Origin of the sequence: Burkholderia sp. B21-005 (assembly GCF_020843965.1) — a bacterium.
GTDB classification, from domain to species: Bacteria; Pseudomonadota; Gammaproteobacteria; order Burkholderiales; family Burkholderiaceae; genus Burkholderia; species Burkholderia ambifaria.
In genome coordinates, this window is record NZ_CP086302.1 from 2,229,225 (window position 1) to 2,246,952 (window position 17,728).

The 17,728-nt window shown below is 68.5% G+C and carries 20 protein-coding genes; 18 read left to right on the forward strand and 2 right to left on the reverse strand.

What is annotated here, in order from left to right; all coding sequences use genetic code 11:
- Window positions 1–53 precede the first annotated feature (53 nt).
- The 10 genes from lysA (at window position 54) to LMA02_RS26555 (ending at window position 9,781) form a co-directional block, all read left to right on the forward strand.
- Window positions 54–1,292: a diaminopimelate decarboxylase gene (gene lysA / locus LMA02_RS26510; RefSeq protein ID WP_175790424.1), complete on the forward strand. Its 1,239-nt coding sequence runs from the start codon at window positions 54–56 to the stop codon at window positions 1,290–1,292.
- Between the two features lie 589 nt (window positions 1,293–1,881).
- Window positions 1,882–2,682, forward strand: a complete 801-nt coding sequence (locus tag LMA02_RS26515) for a transporter substrate-binding domain-containing protein (protein ID WP_228908162.1) — start codon at window positions 1,882–1,884, stop codon at window positions 2,680–2,682.
- 84 nt (window positions 2,683–2,766) lie between these two features.
- Window positions 2,767–3,426: an amino acid ABC transporter permease gene (locus LMA02_RS26520; protein WP_011659235.1), complete on the forward strand. Its 660-nt coding sequence runs from the start codon at window positions 2,767–2,769 to the stop codon at window positions 3,424–3,426.
- A 44-nt stretch (window positions 3,427–3,470) separates the two neighbouring features.
- Window positions 3,471–4,196 (forward strand): amino acid ABC transporter ATP-binding protein, encoded by a 726-nt coding sequence (locus LMA02_RS26525; protein ID WP_041491502.1) that lies wholly within the window; start codon window positions 3,471–3,473, stop codon window positions 4,194–4,196.
- Between the two features lie 49 nt (window positions 4,197–4,245).
- Window positions 4,246–5,433 carry a cystathionine beta-lyase gene (metC, locus tag LMA02_RS26530; RefSeq protein ID WP_228908163.1) on the forward strand — a complete coding sequence of 396 codons (1,188 nt, stop codon included), beginning with the start codon at window positions 4,246–4,248 and terminating at the stop codon, window positions 5,431–5,433.
- A gap of 87 nt (window positions 5,434–5,520) precedes the next feature.
- On the forward strand, window positions 5,521–5,865 hold the full coding sequence (locus LMA02_RS26535; RefSeq protein ID WP_228908164.1) for a DUF3088 domain-containing protein: 345 nt from the start codon (window positions 5,521–5,523) through the stop codon (window positions 5,863–5,865).
- A 422-nt stretch (window positions 5,866–6,287) separates the two neighbouring features.
- The gene (locus tag LMA02_RS26540) at window positions 6,288–6,899 is read left to right on the forward strand and encodes a ribosome-inactivating family protein (RefSeq protein ID WP_228908165.1); all 612 of its coding nucleotides are present in this window, start codon (window positions 6,288–6,290) and stop codon (window positions 6,897–6,899) included.
- 20 nt (window positions 6,900–6,919) lie between these two features.
- Window positions 6,920–7,561: a hypothetical protein gene (locus LMA02_RS26545; RefSeq protein WP_006751707.1), complete on the forward strand. Its 642-nt coding sequence runs from the start codon at window positions 6,920–6,922 to the stop codon at window positions 7,559–7,561.
- 56 nt (window positions 7,562–7,617) lie between these two features.
- Entirely contained in the window at window positions 7,618–8,727 is a 1,110-nt protein-coding gene (locus tag LMA02_RS26550; RefSeq protein WP_228908166.1) for a hypothetical protein, read from the forward strand.
- Window position 8,728: 1 nt separating this feature from the next.
- Window positions 8,729–9,781, forward strand: a complete 1,053-nt coding sequence (locus LMA02_RS26555) for a hypothetical protein (protein ID WP_228908167.1) — start codon at window positions 8,729–8,731, stop codon at window positions 9,779–9,781.
- A 50-nt stretch (window positions 9,782–9,831) separates the two neighbouring features.
- Here LMA02_RS26555 and LMA02_RS26560 read toward each other — a convergent pair whose 3' ends face one another.
- Window positions 9,832–10,515: a helix-turn-helix transcriptional regulator gene (locus tag LMA02_RS26560; RefSeq protein WP_012366523.1), complete on the reverse strand. Its 684-nt coding sequence runs from the start codon at window positions 10,513–10,515 to the stop codon at window positions 9,832–9,834.
- Window positions 10,516–10,796: 281 nt separating this feature from the next.
- Here LMA02_RS26560 and LMA02_RS26565 point away from each other — a divergent pair, with 281 nt between their 5' ends.
- From LMA02_RS26565 to LMA02_RS26600, 8 genes are all read left to right on the forward strand, one after another.
- Window positions 10,797–11,489: a DUF2589 domain-containing protein gene (locus LMA02_RS26565; RefSeq protein WP_012366524.1), complete on the forward strand. Its 693-nt coding sequence runs from the start codon at window positions 10,797–10,799 to the stop codon at window positions 11,487–11,489.
- Between the two features lie 15 nt (window positions 11,490–11,504).
- Window positions 11,505–12,404: a DUF2589 domain-containing protein gene (locus LMA02_RS35340; RefSeq protein ID WP_267478983.1), complete on the forward strand. Its 900-nt coding sequence runs from the start codon at window positions 11,505–11,507 to the stop codon at window positions 12,402–12,404.
- On the forward strand, window positions 12,388–12,834 hold the full coding sequence (locus LMA02_RS26575; RefSeq protein ID WP_011659244.1) for a lysozyme: 447 nt from the start codon (window positions 12,388–12,390) through the stop codon (window positions 12,832–12,834). The genes LMA02_RS35340 and LMA02_RS26575 overlap by 17 nt, the downstream gene beginning before the upstream one ends.
- A gap of 175 nt (window positions 12,835–13,009) precedes the next feature.
- Complete coding sequence (locus LMA02_RS26580) at window positions 13,010–14,134, forward strand: poly(3-hydroxybutyrate) depolymerase (RefSeq protein WP_228908169.1); 1,125 nt, start codon at window positions 13,010–13,012, stop codon at window positions 14,132–14,134.
- A 66-nt stretch (window positions 14,135–14,200) separates the two neighbouring features.
- Entirely contained in the window at window positions 14,201–14,743 is a 543-nt protein-coding gene (locus LMA02_RS26585; protein ID WP_228908170.1) for a hypothetical protein, read from the forward strand.
- Window positions 14,740–15,360: a hypothetical protein gene (locus LMA02_RS26590; RefSeq protein ID WP_228908171.1), complete on the forward strand. Its 621-nt coding sequence runs from the start codon at window positions 14,740–14,742 to the stop codon at window positions 15,358–15,360. Before LMA02_RS26585 ends, LMA02_RS26590 begins: the two co-directional genes overlap by 4 nt.
- 112 nt (window positions 15,361–15,472) lie before the next feature.
- Window positions 15,473–16,090: a hypothetical protein gene (locus LMA02_RS26595; RefSeq protein ID WP_006760772.1), complete on the forward strand. Its 618-nt coding sequence runs from the start codon at window positions 15,473–15,475 to the stop codon at window positions 16,088–16,090.
- Window positions 16,091–16,160: 70 nt separating this feature from the next.
- A complete protein-coding gene (locus LMA02_RS26600; protein WP_166726191.1) occupies window positions 16,161–16,778 on the forward strand; it encodes a hypothetical protein in 618 nt (205 codons plus the stop codon).
- Window positions 16,779–16,836: 58 nt separating this feature from the next.
- On the opposite strand, the gene LMA02_RS26605 is transcribed toward LMA02_RS26600, so the two are convergent.
- Window positions 16,837–17,724, reverse strand: coding sequence for a DMT family transporter (locus LMA02_RS26605; RefSeq protein ID WP_165753506.1), 888 nt, complete (start codon window positions 17,722–17,724; stop codon window positions 16,837–16,839).
- Window positions 17,725–17,728 lie beyond the last annotated feature (4 nt).

The window sequence follows — 17,728 nt, forward strand, 5'->3', positions numbered from 1 at the left end:
ACGAACAGGCGCATCATTCAGGCTGTCCGTTCATTCGCTTTGGTTCCTCCGCCATGTCCCTCGATTCCCGCCAGCTCGCGACGCTCGCGCAGCAATACGGCACCCCGCTGTGGGTGTACGACGCCGACGTCATCCGCGACCGTATCGCCCAACTGCGTCAGTTCGACGTGATCCGCTACGCGCAGAAGGCGAACTCGAACCTGCATATCCTGAAGCTGATGCGCGACGAACGCGTGTGCGTCGACGCCGTGTCGCTCGGCGAGATCGAGCGCAGCCTCGCGGCGGGGTTCAGTCCTGCAGGCGATCCGGAAGGCGTCGTGTTCACGGCCGACCTGATCGACCGCCCGACGCTCGCCGCCGTGCTGAAGCACGGCGTGACCGTGAACGCCGGCTCGCTCGACATGCTGGCACGCGTCGGCGAGCATGCGCCCGGCCATCGCGTGTGGCTGCGCGTGAATCCCGGCTTCGGCCACGGCCACAGCAACAAGACCAATACCGGCGGCCCGCAGAGCAAGCACGGGATCTGGATCGACGACGTGCCGCGCGCGATCGAGATCGTGCGCCAGTACGGGCTGAAGCTGGTCGGCATCCACATGCATATCGGCTCGGGCGTCGACTATGGCCACCTGTCGCAAGTGTGCGACGCGATGGTCGACCTCGTCACGTCGCTTGGCCACGACATCGAAGCGATCTCCGCCGGCGGCGGGCTGTCGATTCCGTATCGCGACGGCGAGCCGCGCGTGGACGTCGGCCACTACTTCAGCCAGTGGGATGCCGCGCGCAAGCGGATCGAACGGCATCTCGGGCATGCGGTGCGCATCGAGATCGAGCCGGGCCGCTTCCTCGTCGCCGAGGCCGGCACGCTCGTCACCGAAGTGCAGGCCGTGAACCACCGGCCGAAGCACGACTTCGTGCTGATCGATGCGGGCTTCAACGACCTGATGCGTCCGTCGATGTACGGCAGCTACCACGCGGTGTCCGTGCATGCGCCGGACGGCGCGCTGCCGGCCGGCCGGCCGCTCGTCGACATCGCGATCGCGGGGCCGCTGTGCGAATCCGGCGACGTGTTCACCCAGGACGCAGGCGGCGTGGTCACGCACCGCACGCTCGCGCAACCGCAGATCGGCGACCTGCTGTTCCTGCACGATGCGGGCGCATACGGCGCATCGATGTCCTCGAACTACAACAGCCGGCCGCTCGCGCCGGAAGTGCTGGTCGATCGCGGCACGCCGCGGCTGATCCGCCGCCGGCAGACGATCGGCGAACTGCTCGCGCTCGAAACGTTCGAGTAACACGCGCCTTCGCGCCGCGTTCGATCAACCGGACGCCAACGGCCAGGCTAGCCGCTACCGGCATGCCTGGCCGTTTTGCTTTTCGGCGATGGTGCTCGGAGCAACCGCTCGAGCACGGCGTAGCACCGGATGCTGCGCATCCCGTGCAACCGCAGCAGATCGCTTGCACCGTGTTTCATGCAAGGAGAAAAACATTCCATGCCGCGTGGAAAGTCCGTGCATTTTTGGAAGCACTTTCCTTTTTGACAAATCTAAGATTGCCCTCAGTCGTTCAGCATTTGCGTCACCGGACACGCATCGACGATGCAGCCGGTCTACCCCACTCGCAAGCCGCACGGGCACTCATGAACACGACGCTTGAACTCTTCGCCGCGCACCGTTACGCCACCGTGCGCGAACGCATGCCGTAACGCATCGCGGCAAACGGCTCGCGGCCTCTCGCGCCGTCTTTCGCCGTCTCTCGCCGCACCTTTCCCGCGCCGCATTCCACTGCGGCCCGCTTCCCGCCCACGGCGACACCGCCCGTCGCCGCGGACACGTACGCCCAAAAATTTCGACAACGACGTTTCGACAACACCCGGAGACAACCATGAAGCCCTTCACCCCGACGCTCAAGCAAGGCCTCGCCGCCGCCCTCCTCTGCGTGGCGGCCACGGCGTCGCACGCGGCGGATCTGCTCGACACCGTCAAACAGGCCGGCGTGCTGAAGATCGCACTCGAAGGCACCTACCCGCCGTTCGACTACCGCAATGCCGAAGGACAACTCGAAGGATTCGACGTCGACGTCGCGAAGGCGGTCGCCGCGCGGCTCGGCGTGAAGCCGCAGTTCGTCACGACCGAATGGAGCGGGATTCTCGCCGGGCTGCAGGCCGGCAAGTTCGACGTGATCGTCAACCAGGTCGCGATCACGCCATCGCGCCAGCAGGCGCTCGACTTCAGCATGCCGTACGTGTATTCGTCCGCGCAGCTGCTGCAACGCCAGAACGACACGCGTGCGTTCAAGTCGCTCGACGAGCTGAAGGGCAAGAAAGTCGGCGTGACGATGGGCAGCAACTACGTCGATCTCGTGAAGACGGTGCCCGCGATCGATCTGCAGGTCTATCCGGGCACGCCGGAAAACCTGCGCGATCTCGCGGCGGGGCGTATCGACGCGGCAGTCAACGACCGCCTGATGCTGAGCTACCTGATCAAGAACTCGCACCTGCCGCTGCGGCCCGGCTCCGTGCTCGCCGGCGGCGAGGACCGGATGGGCATCCCGTTCCGCAAGGGCAATCCGAAGTTCGCGAAGGCGATCGACGACGCGGTCGCGTCGCTGCAGCAGGACGGCACGCTGAAGAAGATCTCGATGCAGTGGTTCGGCACGGACACGACGCAGCCGATCGCGCAATAACGCAGCCTTCACGCGCCCGCGCGCCCGAACGCGCGGGCCCGCCGCCCCCTCGGCGGCACACGACACACAATCAGGAGACACGCGATGGAAGCACTCGATCTGGTCATTCATACCCTGCCCGTGATGGTGAAGGGCGCGCTGCTCACGCTGAAGTTCGCGGTGGCGTCGATGGCGCTCGGCCTCGTCGTCGGGCTCGTGGTCGCGATCATGCGCATCGGCAGCAACCGGCTCGCATCCGGTCTCGCGCAAGGCTACGTCAGCCTGATGCGCGGCACGCCGCTGCTCGTGCAGATGTTCGTCGTCTACTACGGGCTGCCCGATCTCGGCATCACGCTCGATCCGACGACGGCCGGCATCTTCACGCTGACGCTCAACGCCGGCGCGTACCTGTCGGAAAGCATGCGCGGCGCGATCCTCGGCATCGGCCGCGGGCAATGGGCGGCCGCGCACAGCCTCGGCCTCACGCACGTGCAGACGCTGCGCTACATCGTCTGCCCGCAAGCGCTGCGCCTCGCGGTGCCGAGCCTCGGCAATACGCTGATCAGCCTGATCAAGGACACGTCGCTCGTGTCGGTGATCACCGTCACCGAGCTGCTGCGCTCGACGCAGGAAGTCATCGCAGCGACGTTCCAGCCGCTGCCGCTGTACCTCGCGGCCGCCGCGCTCTACTGGGTGCTGAGCACGCTGCTCACGCGGCTGCAGGGCCGTGTCGAAACGCGTCTGTCGCTGCCGTCCACGCATTGAGCCTGCGCATGTCATTCAACCCGAACCTCCACCACGGACAACCCATGATCACGCTCGACAACGTTTCCAAGTGGTATGGCAAGCATCAGGTCCTTTCGGCGTGCAGCGCGGCGGTATCGAAAGGCGAAGTGGTCGTCGTCTGCGGGCCGTCGGGCTCCGGCAAGTCGACGCTGATCAAGACGATCAACGGCCTCGAGCCGTTCCAGAAAGGCAGCATCGTCGTCGACGGCATGCGGCTCGGCGATCCCGCCGCGAAACTCGCGCAACTGCGCGCGCGGGTCGGCATGGTGTTCCAGCATTTCGAGCTGTTCCCGCACCTGTCGATCACCGACAACCTGACGCTCGCGCAGGTCAAGGTGCTCGGCCGCCGCAAGGACGAAGCGCTCGACAACGCGATGAAGCTGCTCGATCGCGTCGGCCTGAAGGCGCATGCGAACAAGTATCCGGGGCAATTGTCCGGCGGGCAGCAGCAACGCGTCGCGATTGCGCGCGCGCTGTCGATGAACCCGGTCGCGATGCTGTTCGACGAGCCGACTTCCGCGCTCGACCCCGAGATGATCAACGAAGTGCTCGACGTGATGGTCGAGCTCGCGCGCGACGGCATGACGATGGTGTGCGTCACGCACGAGATGGGCTTCGCGAGAAAGGTCGCGCATCGCGTGATCTTCATGGACCAGGGCGCGGTGGTCGAGGATGCGGCGAGCGATGCGTTCTTCGCCGCGCCGCGCTCCGAACGCGCACGCGACTTCCTCGACAAGATCCTGCACTGACCGCGCGACGGCCTCGCTCCGATTTGACTGACCTTCAAAGGACGACATCTTGAATCCCCTGCATTCGACCGACACCCTGCTCGCTCACGAAGGCCGCTCGCACGGCCAGCCCGGCTCGCCGGTGAACCCGCCCGTGTACCGGCAGTCGACGCTGCTCTTTCACGGCACCGACGCGCTCGACGCCGTGCGCGGCACGCCGCTCGCGTACGGACGCCACGGCAGCCCGACCACGCGGGCGCTCGAAAAGGCGCTGGCACGCCTCGAAGGCGCACATGCCGCGCTGCTGACGCCGAGCGGGCTCAGCGCGATCACGACCGCGCTGCTCGCGGTGCTGAATCCCGGCGATCACCTGCTGATGGTCGATTCGGCGTACGACCCGACCCGCTCGTTCTGCGACGAGACGCTCGCCCGCCTCGGCATCGAGACGACCTACTACGATCCGTCGATCGGCGCCGGCATCGCGGCGCTGATGCGGCCGAACACGCGCGCGGTGTTTACCGAATCGCCCGGCTCGCTGACGTTCGAGGTGCAGGACATCCCCGCGATCTGCCGCGTCGCGCACCAGCATGGCGCGGTCGTGCTGCTCGACAACACGTGGGGCACGCCGCTGAATTTCCGCTCGTTCTCGCACGGCGTCGACGTGTCGATCCACGCGGCGACCAAATACATCGCCGGACACTCCGACGTGCTGATGGGGGTGATCCTGACGACCGAAGCGCTCGCGCAGCAGGTGACGCGCTGCTACCGGCAGCTCGGGATGACCGTCAGCGGCGACGATGCGTATCTCGCGCTGCGCGGCCTGCGCACGCTGTCGGTGCGCCTCGAACGCCACCAGCGCAATGCGCAGGTGCTGACCGACTGGCTCGCGCGGCAGCCGGAAGTCGCGCAAATCCTGTATCCCGCGCGGCCGGGCGACGCCGGCCACGCGCTGTGGCAGCGCGACTTCACGGGTGCGTGCGGGTTGTTCGGCCTGGTGCTGCATCCGCAGCCCGACGATGCGGTGCGCGCGCTGCTCGACGGCATGACGTGCTTCGGCATGGGCTACAGCTGGGGCGGCTTCGAAAGCCTGATCATCCCGTCGAATCCGTCGCGCCAGCGCACCGCGACGCAATGGAACGCGGCCGGCCCGCTGCTGCGCATTCACGCGGGGCTCGAGCATCCGGACGACATGATCGCCGACCTCGACGCCGGCTTCGCGAGAATGCGCGCCGCCGCGGCCGCGCTCGCGGAAGCCTGAAATCCGACAACGCCATCTGCGTCACGCGCGTCACCGCGCACCACCCTTTTTCTTCAACGTTCGACCACCACTGATAGCGAGACCCTCATGAAAGACACGCTGTTCATTCTCCGTCCCGGTTTTTTCAAGGACTCCGAAGGTCCGTTCTACTGCGGCGACTCGGTCGCCGTCGAAGGGCTGCTGAGCTTCTATCCGCAGCTGCGCGAGGCCGTCGCGGTCGAGTACATCGACGCGCCGCGGCCGCGCCTGCCGATCGTCGCGCTGATCGGCGAGGACAACCAGTCGGCGCCAGTGCTCGTGCTCGGCGACGGGCGCATGCCGAAGGATGACGCGGTCGGGATTCGCGAACACGACGGCCGCCGCTTCATCGATTCGCCGGCCGACATCCGGCGCTATCTGTCGTCGCAATACGGCGTCGCGCACGTCGCGTAAGCACGCCGCGGCTGATTCACCGCCGGCAGGCGATCGGTACCTTGATCGCACTCGACACATTCGAGCAACACGCGTTCGGCGGCAGCAACGCCAACGGCCAGGCTTGCCGCTGCCGGCAAGCCTGGCCGTTGTGTTTTTCGGCGCGGCGCAGGCGTGCTGCTCGACGATGCATGAAGCACGCCGTCGAAGTTGCCAAGCCTTCATGCGCGTCGCGTGACGCCGCCGCACATCCTGCGCCGCCTGCGTCGGCCGCATCCGGCACCTGCTTCCCGGGTGTTCGGTCACACCGATGGCCATGACTTCCGCCGCATTGTTCACCCGCCGCGCGCCGCGCACAGTGGCCACACGGCTGCGCGTCCGCTTCGATCCGCGCGCCGTCTCGACGGCCGAGCGACGCCGGGTTATCGACAGGAGTGGACATCGTGCAACTTCGACTCACCACCGGCAGTGACTACCTGGACGATCTCGCGGCGCTCCGCGACACGATCCGTCGGAACGGCACGCGCGCGACGCGGCATGCCGTCGACCTCGTGATCGATGACGACGCCGGCGCGCCGCGCGTGTCGCTGCTGCTGAACCTCGCATGGCAAGCCGCGAAGAACGGCCCCGCCGTCGACGCGTCGCTGTACACACTCGGCTTCGTCGGCCAGAGCGGCATGGCCTTCGTGTTCGACATCCGGCCGTTTCCGGGCGGCACGCCGACCGGCGCGACGGCGCTCGGCGGCGACGGTTCGTACGGCTGGCTCGGCTACGCGACCGATCCGTTGCCGGCGATCAATCCGAGCAACCTCCATCAGGCCGTGTGGACGCTGTCGAAGGTCCGGCCGGCAGACGCATCGAAGTTCGCGCCGTTCAAGCCCGATCTCACGCGGCTCGTGATCGCGTTGTCCGAGGCGCTGCGCTTCGCGCGCACCGCGCACGCGATCGCCGGCCTGCTCGACGGCACGCTCGCGACCTACGCGCCGAACGACGACCGCACGGCCTGCTTCAACAATTGGGCGGCCAAGGGCTTCCCGCTCGGCGATCCGGCCTGATGCCGACGAAGGAGCACGCCATGTCAAGCCTCGACTTCAATGCGTCGCTGCGGTGGGAAACGTTCGTGCTGAGCCTGATCGCGAATGCCGGCGATACGCCGCGCGCGGGCAAGCAGCAGACCGGCTGCACGCTGCCGATGTACGTGATTCCGTTCGCTCGGCTCGACGCACCGCCCGAGCTGCGGGCGCTGATGTCCGAAATCGCTACGTCCGCGCGCGTCGTCGATCGCGGTCCGCCCGGGCGCCATATCGGCAGCGACGTGCTTGGGGCGATGCGGCAGATCCACCAGAACGCGCCGCGCTATCTGCCGACGTTCGGATACGGCACGCCGACGGACCCATTCGACGGGCTCACCGAGCGCGCGAAGCTGTACGAACGCTACGCGCGCACGTTCAAGGCGAATTCGAACGGACGCGGCGGAGACACGCAAACGACCGGCTACGTCGAATACACGGCCGGCACGAACACGCTGTTCCGCGGCGGCAATCGCGCGCGCATCGCGTTCGACTATGTGTTCGGCCGCCTGTATTTCTCGCCGATCCACTACGAAACCTGGGTGCCCGGCACGCTCGATCCGGGCCCCGGGCAAACCGTCGCGAAGGTCGTCGACGGGCCGTACGCGAACCCGTGGTTCTGGATCACCGACATCACGTCCACCTGAAGCCGCGGCGGCGTGGCCCCGCCGCGCCGCCGCCATGAAGAAAGAGGAAACCGATCTTGAAACAGCCTGTCCGAGTCGTTTCCGTACGCTATGCGTGCGACAGCAAACCCAAGCGTGCGCCCGACGAAGATCTCGAAGCTTATGCGGCGCGCGTGCAGCAGGTCGCGCTCAATCACCTGAGCGGCGCGCTGTCGAGCGCGTTCGAAGCCGTGCGTCGCGACGCGCAAGACGACGATGCGCCGCCCGTCACGTTCGTGACCGCGCCCGAGTTCTACTGGAACGTGCGGTGGGACGCGCTGCGCGACGTCGACGAACTCCACGCGCTCGTCGACCTGCAGCTCGATCCGGTGCGGCGCGCGATCGGCGCCATCGCGGATCGCTTTCCGGTGCAACGGTACGGGCCGATCGTGTTCCTGCCCGGCACCGTCGCGATGCTCGTGAAGCACGAGGCGGCGGCCGACGTCCCCGATAACGGCATGCTCGTCGGGCCATACGTGTCGCTCAATTTCACGTTCGCGACGACCAATTTCCTGCCGCCGCTCGCGCACGACGACGGCGACGGTGACGGCGACGCGCCGCGCCGCGCCGCGATCTGGCCGAAGCGGCATACATCGTGGATCGACTACGGCAACTCGGTCGATGCGCCCGGCACGCCGCTCGCCCACACGTTCCGGCTCGGCGACGGCACGCTCGTGACGGTGCTGAAGACGAGCGACGTGTCGCCGCAAAGCGCGACGGCCGAGCCGCCGCCATCGTCGCCGTACCAGGGCCCGCGCCTGTCGGACAGCTTCGACAACCGGCTCGGCGACGCGCCGCCGTTCGGCATCGACATCTGCCTCGACTTCCTGAAATGGCGCCGGCATCCGGGCAACGACGTCAAGCCGCCGCATCTCGACGACGTCGCACTCGTGCTCGACTTCGTGCTGTCGTACGGCGTGAATCCGACCGATCGCGCATTCGACGTGCCGGACTCGCTGCAATACATCGCGCACAACGACGGCCGCAGCCGGAGGGAAGTCGTCGTGTTCGCGGTCGACCGCACGCGAACGCGCTGGCAGCGCATCGCCGAAGCGCCGTGCGTGCGTCACCTGTCGAGCTCGGATCGCGAACGCGTCGCAATCCACGCGTTCGACGTGGACGTGCCGGGCGCGGACGGTACACCGTGACATGGGCGCCTCGCGCTTCGGCCGCTGGCGCGCGCGGCAGGCGATGCCGGCGGCGCCACGCGCACCAGACGATCTCGCCGCGCAGCTGTGCGACGAATGCGAGGCGATGGCGCGCTATGCGCTCCATCACGGGCTGCCGATCGAGCCCGAACTCGTCGCGCGGCTCGCGGCGCTGATCGCGGCCGCCTGTTCGACCGGCGCATCAGCCGGCGCATCGGCCGCCACGCCGCTGGCGCCCGCGCAGCAGCACGCGCTCGCCGCGATCCACCGCAAGCTCGCGACGCTCGTCGCGCCCGCGACGCCGCAAGCGGTCGCGCTGCTCGACATGCACCGGCGCCAGGCGCACCCGTTCGCGTGGCTCGGCCCGGTGCCGCTGATCCGGCTGCTGACTGGCTCGGCGCTCGGCTTCCTGCTCGCGGTCGTGCTGACGAGCCTGTCGCCGCAGGTGTCGGGCGAGAACATCGAGCGCGGCTTCCTGCAATCCAACGGCATGCAGCTGCTGTGGAACACGACGTTCCTGCTGTGCTGCGCAGGCCTCGGCGCCTCGTTCGCGACGCTGTTCCAGGCGCACCACTATGTCGCCGCCTCAACCTACGATCCGAAGTACGACGCATCGTACGGTGCACGGCTGATTCTCGGCGTGATCGCCGGCCTGATCCTCGTCGAGATGCTGCCGGCGCAGCTGTTCGCGCAGGGCAGCATGCACAGCTTCGGGCGGCCGGCGCTCGCGATGCTCGGCGGCTTCTCGGCGACGGCCGTGCACCGCGTGCTGCAGCGGCTCGTCGAAACGCTCGAGACGCTCGTGCAGGGCGATCGCTCGGCCGAGGTCGGCGCGACGCTCGCCGCGAATCGCGCGCGCGCGGCCGGCGAACGCGCGCAATGGCAGGGAGAACTGGCGGCGAGGCTGCTCGACCTGCAGCAATCGCTCGACGGCGCGGCGTCCGCCGACGTCGTCCGGGCGCGCCTCGCCGAGTTCACGCGCGCGATGCTCGCGGCCCATCCCGTCCCCTCGGCCGCGGACGATCCGCTCCCGCCCGACGCGCCCCGGCAATAGCGCGACGCCGAACTCGCGCGCCGGCCCGGCCGGTGCGCCCGTCACACGCATCAGCCGGGCGCATGGCAGGCCGGCGCAAACGGGAAGCCGGATGAATCTGACGACACGTGGCGCGCGAGCCACAATGCGGCCTCGGTCCGGTTGCTCACGCCGATCTGGCGAAACAGCGCATACAGGTGGTTCTTGATCGTGCCTTCCGCGACGTTCAGCACGCGGCAGATCTGCTTGTTCGACTTGCCTTCGGCCAACAGGCGCAGCACGTCGCGCTGGCGCGGCGTGAGACGCTCGAACGCGCGATCGTCGCCGGCCGGCAGGCCGCCCGGTCGCGCCTGCGTCGCGCCGCCGTCGTTCGGCGGCACGTAGATCGCACCGGCCGCCACCCGGCCGAGCGCATCCGCGAACTCGTCGGCGCTCGCGTGCCGGTCGATGATGCCGGCCGCCCCCGCCAGCAGCGCATCGGCAATCGTGCGGCGGCACACGGCCGTCGCCACGCACAGCCACGGCGCGCCGGCGAACGTCTCGTGCAGCACGTTCGGCCAGCTCGGCCGCGCGGCGTGCTCGTCGCATTCGATCGTGATTGCCTCCACCGTCTCGGGCAGCAACGCATCGCGCAGGCGCAAGACGTCCTCGGGACAGCGAGCCGACCACACATGCCAGTTGACATCGCGTTTACACAGTACGTCCGCCACACCCGCGACGAATAACGGCGGGCTATCGATCATTAGAACGTTCATTGCGCGGTTTCCTCGAAATCGGGCTGCTCGGTTTGTTTTTTTTACTTCCCTACCCGGCGTTTTTTTACCGCTGTTTCACGCACCGCGCACTAGGCCCGTCGCTCCGTGACGAATGGCCTAATTCGTCCGCGCCGGGCCCCGCCGCGCGCGCCGATGCCCGTCGCGGGCCGGCCCGGGCCGCCGGCCATGACGGACGTCATATTGGGTAACCGCTTTTAATTTCCTAACGTGAATAACGACAGCGAATTTCCGTTGTCTTCGACACGAAGAGGAGTTTATTCATGGACGCGAATTTCATCGGCTCGGTCATTAACGCTTTACCCATGGACCAAATGATCGCCGGCCCGTTAAAAGCGATGATCAGCGCGCAGACGCAGGCCGCGAAGAGCTACGCGGATTTCCTGATGCAGGTCTGCATCCAGGGCGGCAAGGCCGTGGCCGTCCAGTTCGACTACGACGAGACGCTGGTGGACGAAAGCGGCGTGTCGAAAGGCGTCGTGCAGAAGACCATGCGCATCCCGCTGCTCGCGGCGATCGTCCACCCGATCATCGCGATCGAGGAAGGCACGATCGACTTCGAGATGGAGATCACGCAGTCGGAGAAGTCGTCGTCGTCGACCGAGGCCGGCGGCGAATTCCAGGCGAAGTTCGGCTGGGGGCCGATCAGCGTGAGCGTGTCCGGGCGCGTGTCGCACAAGGCGGAGCAGACGCGCAGCACCGATACGCGCGCGAAATACTCGATCCATACGCAGGTGAAGCGCCAGTCGCCGCCCGAAGCGCTGATGCGCGTGATCGACTTCCTGACCGAAGCCGCGACCAAACCGGTGGTCACCGAAGGCAACGCGAAGGACGTGAAGCCGCTGCCGGCGACGCCGACCGACGGCAAGCTGGTCGGCGACGCGTCCGGATCCGGCGGCAGCGCGGCCGCGCCGGCTGCCGCCGGTGCGGATGCCCGGCAGCCGGCGCACGCGTAAGCGCGCGGACCGGCCATGTTCAGGCTCTTCAGACGGTCGCGCCGCGCGGACGGCGGCAGGCGCGACGACGGGAATCCGCGTCCGGACGGCGGCAACGCCGGGCAGGAACCCGACGGGCCGGTCCCGCCGCCGGCCGCGCCGGCAGCGGGCCATGTCGGCGCGGGCGCGGGTACCGCTGCACCGGCGGCGCTAGCCGCCGATCCGGCGCGCCATGTGCCGCCCGATGGCGCCGGCTGGCCGGCCGGCGCCGTACCGGGCACGCATGACGCACCGGCCACCGCGCCCGGCGCGTCCGCCGGCGGCTTGCCGCCTGCCCCGCCTGCCCCGCCCGCCCCGCCAGCGCCACCCGCCCCTTCGCCCGGCATGCCGGCCGACGACGCGCGCCCGCCGCCGCGCGGCATCGCGCTCGACGAAATCGCGCGCGGGATGCAGCACGCCGCCGCCGCCGCGAACCAGTTGCTCGCGCACCAGTACACGGCCGTGCTCGACCAGTTCTTCGACCTGCGCGATGACGGCCTGCTCGCGCCGCGCGAGGTCACGGTCGCGCTCGACGCGGAGCACACGATGCCGGTGCCGCTCGTCGCGCTCGCCACGCCGCGTGGGCTCGCGCTCGACCGGATGATCGTGCACCTGACCGTGCGCGGCGACTTCACCGAGGCGCTGCCGGCCGGCGGCATCGCGGGCGACGACGACCAGCGCAGCCGCTTCTACGTGACGTTCGCGCCGCGTTCCGGGAAAAAGGACGCGCAGGGCAATACGCGGCAGCGCGACACCGAGCACATCGACATCGAAATGCAATTCATGGCGCTGGCCCCGCCCGAAGCGATCATGCGCGTGATCGACGAATACACGCATCGCCTGGTGCCGCGCGCACGGCCGGGCAGCAAGGAGAACGACGATGGCGAACCAGCCTGAACGCACCGGTGCGCAGGGCATCGCGCTGATCAAGCAGTTCGAGGGGCTGCGCCTCGCGCGCTATCTCGACGCGGTCGGCAAGCCGACGATCGGCTACGGGCACCTGATCCTGCCGAACGAGCGCTTCACGCGCCCGCTCACGCCCGCCGAAGCGGAGGCGCTGCTGCGCCGCGACCTGCGCGGCGCCGAGCTGAACCTGCGCAAGCTGCTGCACGTGCCGGTCACGCAGCAGCAGTTCGACGCGCTGATGTCGTTCGTCTTCAATCTCGGCGCGGGACGGTTGCGCTCGTCGACGCTGCTGCGCTACCTGAACGCCGGCGCGCGCACGCGTGCGGCCGACCAGTTCCTCGTCTGGAACAAGGCCGGCGGCAAGCCGCTCGCGGGGCTCACGAAGCGCCGCCAGGCCGAGCGCGCGCTGTTTCTGTCATGAGCGCCGTGACGCCGCACCGGCCGAACGTCACGGGTCGCCGCGCATGCCGTTCGCGCCATTTCGCAAGTCGTCGCGTACCCGTAAGCTGAAACCGTCGCTGAAGTCCGGTCTTGCCGTATCCGACCCGTTACAACGATTCGTCATCCGCCATTCGCCACGACAACAGGAGCCTCGCATGAACATCACTCGCTCGACCGGCCGCACGATGCCGCCCCGCTTCGCCGTTTCGCTCGCCATGCGCCGCGCGCTGCGCACCGTCTGCGTCGCCGTCGCCGCCGCGGCCGCCGTGGCTTCGGTCGCGCCGCAAGCCGTCGCGGCTTCCGCCGATCCGTTGCCGGCCTACGCAGCCGACCTGCAGCGCACGTCGGTGTCGGGGCTGTCGTCCGGCGGCTTCATGGCCGCGCAGTTCGACGTCGCGTTCTCGAGCCGGCTGATCGGCGCGGGCATCGTCGCGGGAGGCCCGTTCTATTGCGCGGGCGTGAACGCACTGATCCCGCCGGCCGTGGCCGCGGCCACGCTGTGCATGCAGCCGATCGGCCCCGCGCCGTCCGCGGCCGATGCGTGGCGCGCCGCGCGCACCTTCGCGCAGCGTGGCGAGATCGACGATCCGGCCGCGTTGCGCAGCCAGCGCATCTACGTGTTCAGCGGCGCGAAGGATACGGTGGTGTCGACGCGCGTCGTCGACCAGACCGCGCGCTTCTACACGCTCGCGCAGGTGCCGGCCGCGAACCTCCAGTACCGCGCATCGCCGGATGCCGGGCATGCGTTCATCACGAACCGCCCCGAGGACAACGCGTGCAGCGCGAACGCGAGCCCGTATATCGACAACTGCGGCTTCGAACAGGCGCACGACATCGTGCGGTGGATCTACGGCACGCCCGACAAGCCGCTCAATCCGCCGGCCGCGCAGGCAGGCGGCAAGCTGCTGGCGTTCGACCAGCGCGCGTTCGATCCGCGCCGCACCGCGTCGCTCGGCGATACCGGCTATGCGTACGTGCCGGCCGATTGCGAGCGCGTGACTTGCGCGGTGCACGTGGTGTTCCACGGCTGCGTGCAGAACGTCGCGACGGTCGGCGAGCGGATGATTCGCGGCGTCGGCTACAACGAGATCGCCGATACGAACCGGCTGATCGTGCTCTATCCGCAGGTCGAGAAATCGGCCGTCAATCCGGCCGGCTGCTGGGATTTCTGGGGGTATACGAGCGCCGATCCGCTCAACCCCGGCTTCTACCGCCGCGACGCGCCGCAAATGGCCGCCGTGATGCGGATGGTGCAGCGCCTCGGCGCCGCGCGTCAGTAGTCCGCGTATCGGCCGGCATCACGCCGTCATTGCACCTTCATCGCGCCTTCATCACGAGGAATCGCCATGTTCTCCACGTTCATCGCCCAATGGGAACGCGCGCACGCCGACGCGCTCCAGCTGTTCGGCACGCTCGCCGCGCAGACGACCAGCCCCGGCGGCACGCCCGGCGCCCCCGCGTGGCGCGCGTTCGCGCACACCGCGCTGCTCGCCGGCCACCGCTATACGGATGCCTGCCAGGCCGCGACCGACGCGTTGTGGCGCGGCCAGCTCGAACGGTTCGGGCTCGGCGGTTCGGCCGCCGCGGTCAAGGAGCTGGCGGCGCTGAATGCGGATCTCGCCACGCGCTTCACGCAGAGCCACCTGCAGCATGCGGGCGCGATGGCGGATGCCGCCGCGCAATACCTCGACGATCTCGGCCGCACGCGCGGGCCGGCCGATGCCGCGATGGCGCTCGGCCGCTTCGCCGGCGACCTGCAGGCCCAGGCGCGTGCGCATGCGCTGCACGTCGCGTCGCTCGCGAACGGCGTGCCACCCGCGCTTGCGCAGTGGGCCGACCGCACGCTGCGCGACGAACGCGGCACGCCCGATCAGGAGCAAGCGCCATGAACATCAAGCTGCGCTTCATCAATCGCTCGAACGACCGCGGCAACAGCGAAGTCGTGCTGTTCCAGCGCGACGTGATGCCCGATCTCGACGCATTCGCGATCGCGTGGAAGGTGATTCGCTACTGCGGACGCGACTGCTTTCATCCGTTCGACTACTCGACCGACATCGACGTCGCGCTCGGCGACGAGCACGGTAACTTCTCGCCGCGCGTCACGGCGCCCGCCGGCGTGCGCTTCGTCGTGGACACGCAGCCGACCGGACGCGGCCGGCTCGTGCCCGACCCGGCCGACGCACCGGGCGGCGACATCGAGGTCGTCAACCGGATGCGGCGCGGCGCGGTGAACGTCAACGCGTTCAGCGCGGGCCGGCTGATCGCGGTGAAGGAAGCGGTCGCGCCCGGGCAGAAGGCCGTGTTCCGCTTCACGCCGACGCTGTGGATCGGCGTGGCGTCGCAGGTGCAGGAAAGCCGCGCGCTGCACGCGGCGGTGATGTCGAGCGCGAACACGCAGCTGCCGCTGGCGGGCGTGGCCGCGGCGGACATCGTGATGACGGGCGGCGGCACCGGCGCCGACGCGCAGCCGTTCGCGTTCGCGCTCGAGCACATCGTGCGCGCGTAGCGCCGCCCGATACCGTTTGGACCGGCTTGACGGCACGGCTTCACGGCCGGGCCGGCGGGAAAGGTGTGCGGCAGACCGACTGCCGTTTTTTTCAAACTCAAGGAGCAACGACGTGGATATCCAACTGAACCTGATCAACCGCTCGAACGACGCCAACAACTCGAGCGTCGTGATCTTCCAGAAGAACGTGGCGACCGACTTCGACGAACTCGCGATCGCGTGGAAGGTGATCCGCAACTGCGGCCAGGGCGACAACCATCCGTTCAAGTTCCCGATGACGATGAGCGTGAGCGCGAGCGACAGCTGGGGCAACTACATGCCGCAGCAGACCGCGACGAACGGCCAGGTGTTCCAGGTCGTGCGCTCCAGCTCGGGCGACGTGCTGCAGCTCGGCGGCGATCCGGGCGCGAGCGCCGAGGTGCAGGTGCGCAACGACCTGCCGGCCGGCGCGATCAACGCGACGATCTACAAGGACGGCAGCGCGCTCGCGCGCAAGACCTCCGTCGCGCCGGGCCAGAAGGCCGTGTTCCAGTTCAAGCCGACGATCTGGATCGGCGTCGCGTCGCAGATCGAACAGGGCGCGCTGATGAATTCCGCCGTGATCTCCGACATCAACACGGAACTGTCGCTGCTCGGCATCGCGAGCGCCGACATCGTGATGACCGGCGGCGGCCCGGGCCCGCGTTCGCTGCCGTTCACGTTCCGGCTGGAAAACGTGGTGATGGCGTAACGGTTCGTGCGCCGGCAACGCATGGCCGGCGCCCTATCAATCAGTTATCCGAATCGAATCAAGGTGACTCATGGACATCAATCTCAACTTCGTCAACCTGTCGAACGACGTCAACAACAGCCAGATCGTGATCTTCCAGAAGAACGTGTCGACGGACTTCGACGAGCTCGCGATCGCGTGGAAGGTCATCACCAACTGCGGACGCGGCGACAACCATCCGTTCGTGTTCCCGATGCTGACGACCGTCTCCGCGAGCGATGCCGACGGGAACTACATGCCGCAAAAGCGTGCGGACAACGGACAGCTCTTCAACGTGTCGCGCTCGACGTCGGGCAACGTGCTCGCGCTGGCCGGCCCGGCGCCGACGTCGCGCGAGATCCAGCTGCGCAACGACCTGAGCCAGGGGGCGATCACCGCGTCGGTCTTCAAGGACAACCGGCTGCTCGCGCACAAGACCGGCATCGTGCCGGGCCAGAAGGCCGTGTTCGAGTTCAAGCCGACGCTGTGGATCGGCACCGCGTCGCAGATCGAACAGGGCGCGGTGATGAATTCGGCCGTGCTGTCCGACATCAACACCGAACTGTCGCTGCTCGGGATCAAGAGCGCCGACATCGTGATGACGGGCGGCGGCGGCGGCACGACTGCGACCGCGTACCAGTTCCGGCTCGCGAACGTGGTGATGGGGTAAGCCGCGCACGCGCGACGGCGAACGGGCGGCACCCGTCACGTCGTCGCGCGCACGCGCGTCAGCCCGCGCGCTGCACGGGCGCCATCTTCGAGAAATATTTCGCACCCGCCACGCAAGCGACGACCACGACCGTCACGACGAGCATCGACGGCGGCACCGTCTCGTGCAGCAGCCCGGCCGCGAGCAGGAAGCCGAAGAACGGCTGCAGCAGCTGCAGCTGGCCGACGCCCGCGATCCCGCCGAGCGCGAGGCCGCGATACCAGAACACGAAGCCGATCAACATGCTGAACAGCGACACATACGCGAGCCCCCACAGCGCGGCGGCGTCGACGCCGTCGAACGTCGCGGGCCACGTGAACCCCGTGAGCGGCAGCATCACCGGCAGCGACAGCACGAGCGCCCACGAGATCACCTGCCAGCCGCCGAGCTGGCGCGACAGGCGCGCGCCTTCCGCATAGCCGAGCCCGCACGCGACGATCGCGGCCAGCATCAGCGCATCGCCCACCACCGACGCGCTGCCGCCGTTGCGCAGCGCGAAGGCGGCCACCGCGCCGCTGCCGACCAGCGAGAAGATCCAGAACGGCAGCCGCGGCCGTTCGCCGCCGCGCCAGACGCCGAACAACGCGGTCGCGAGCGGCAGCAGCCCGACGAACACGATCGCATGCGCGGACGTCACATGCTTGAGCGCGAGCGCGGTCAGCAACGGAAAACCGACCACGACCCCAAGCGCGACGATGACGAGCGACACGGTCTCGGCGCGCGTCGGCCGCTTCTGCTTCAGCGCGACGAGCAGCATCAGGCCGAGCACGCCGGCGATCGTCGCGCGCGCGAACGTGAGGAACAGCGGATCGAGCCCCTGCACGGCGACACGCGTCGCCGGCAGCGAGCCACTGAAGATGATCACGCCCAGCAGGCCGCTGAGCCATCCGTCGGTCGTCTTTTGCACGGGA

Coding starts and splice junctions, on each gene's coding strand:
- lysA (WP_175790424.1), top strand. CDS start 54: ATGTCCCTCGATTCCCGCCAGCTCGCGACGCTCGCGCAGCAATACGGC.
- LMA02_RS26515 (WP_228908162.1), top strand. CDS start 1,882: ATGAAGCCCTTCACCCCGACGCTCAAGCAAGGCCTCGCCGCCGCCCTC.
- LMA02_RS26520 (WP_011659235.1), top strand. CDS start 2,767: ATGGAAGCACTCGATCTGGTCATTCATACCCTGCCCGTGATGGTGAAG.
- LMA02_RS26525 (WP_041491502.1), top strand. CDS start 3,471: ATGATCACGCTCGACAACGTTTCCAAGTGGTATGGCAAGCATCAGGTC.
- LMA02_RS26535 (WP_228908164.1), top strand. CDS start 5,521: ATGAAAGACACGCTGTTCATTCTCCGTCCCGGTTTTTTCAAGGACTCC.
- LMA02_RS26545 (WP_006751707.1), top strand. CDS start 6,920: ATGTCAAGCCTCGACTTCAATGCGTCGCTGCGGTGGGAAACGTTCGTG.
- LMA02_RS26555 (WP_228908167.1), top strand. CDS start 8,729: ATGGGCGCCTCGCGCTTCGGCCGCTGGCGCGCGCGGCAGGCGATGCCG.
- LMA02_RS26560 (WP_012366523.1), bottom strand. CDS start 10,515: ATGAACGTTCTAATGATCGATAGCCCGCCGTTATTCGTCGCGGGTGTG.
- LMA02_RS26565 (WP_012366524.1), top strand. CDS start 10,797: ATGGACGCGAATTTCATCGGCTCGGTCATTAACGCTTTACCCATGGAC.
- LMA02_RS35340 (WP_267478983.1), top strand. CDS start 11,505: ATGTTCAGGCTCTTCAGACGGTCGCGCCGCGCGGACGGCGGCAGGCGC.
- LMA02_RS26575 (WP_011659244.1), top strand. CDS start 12,388: ATGGCGAACCAGCCTGAACGCACCGGTGCGCAGGGCATCGCGCTGATC.
- LMA02_RS26580 (WP_228908169.1), top strand. CDS start 13,010: ATGAACATCACTCGCTCGACCGGCCGCACGATGCCGCCCCGCTTCGCC.
- LMA02_RS26585 (WP_228908170.1), top strand. CDS start 14,201: ATGTTCTCCACGTTCATCGCCCAATGGGAACGCGCGCACGCCGACGCG.
- LMA02_RS26590 (WP_228908171.1), top strand. CDS start 14,740: ATGAACATCAAGCTGCGCTTCATCAATCGCTCGAACGACCGCGGCAAC.
- LMA02_RS26600 (WP_166726191.1), top strand. CDS start 16,161: ATGGACATCAATCTCAACTTCGTCAACCTGTCGAACGACGTCAACAAC.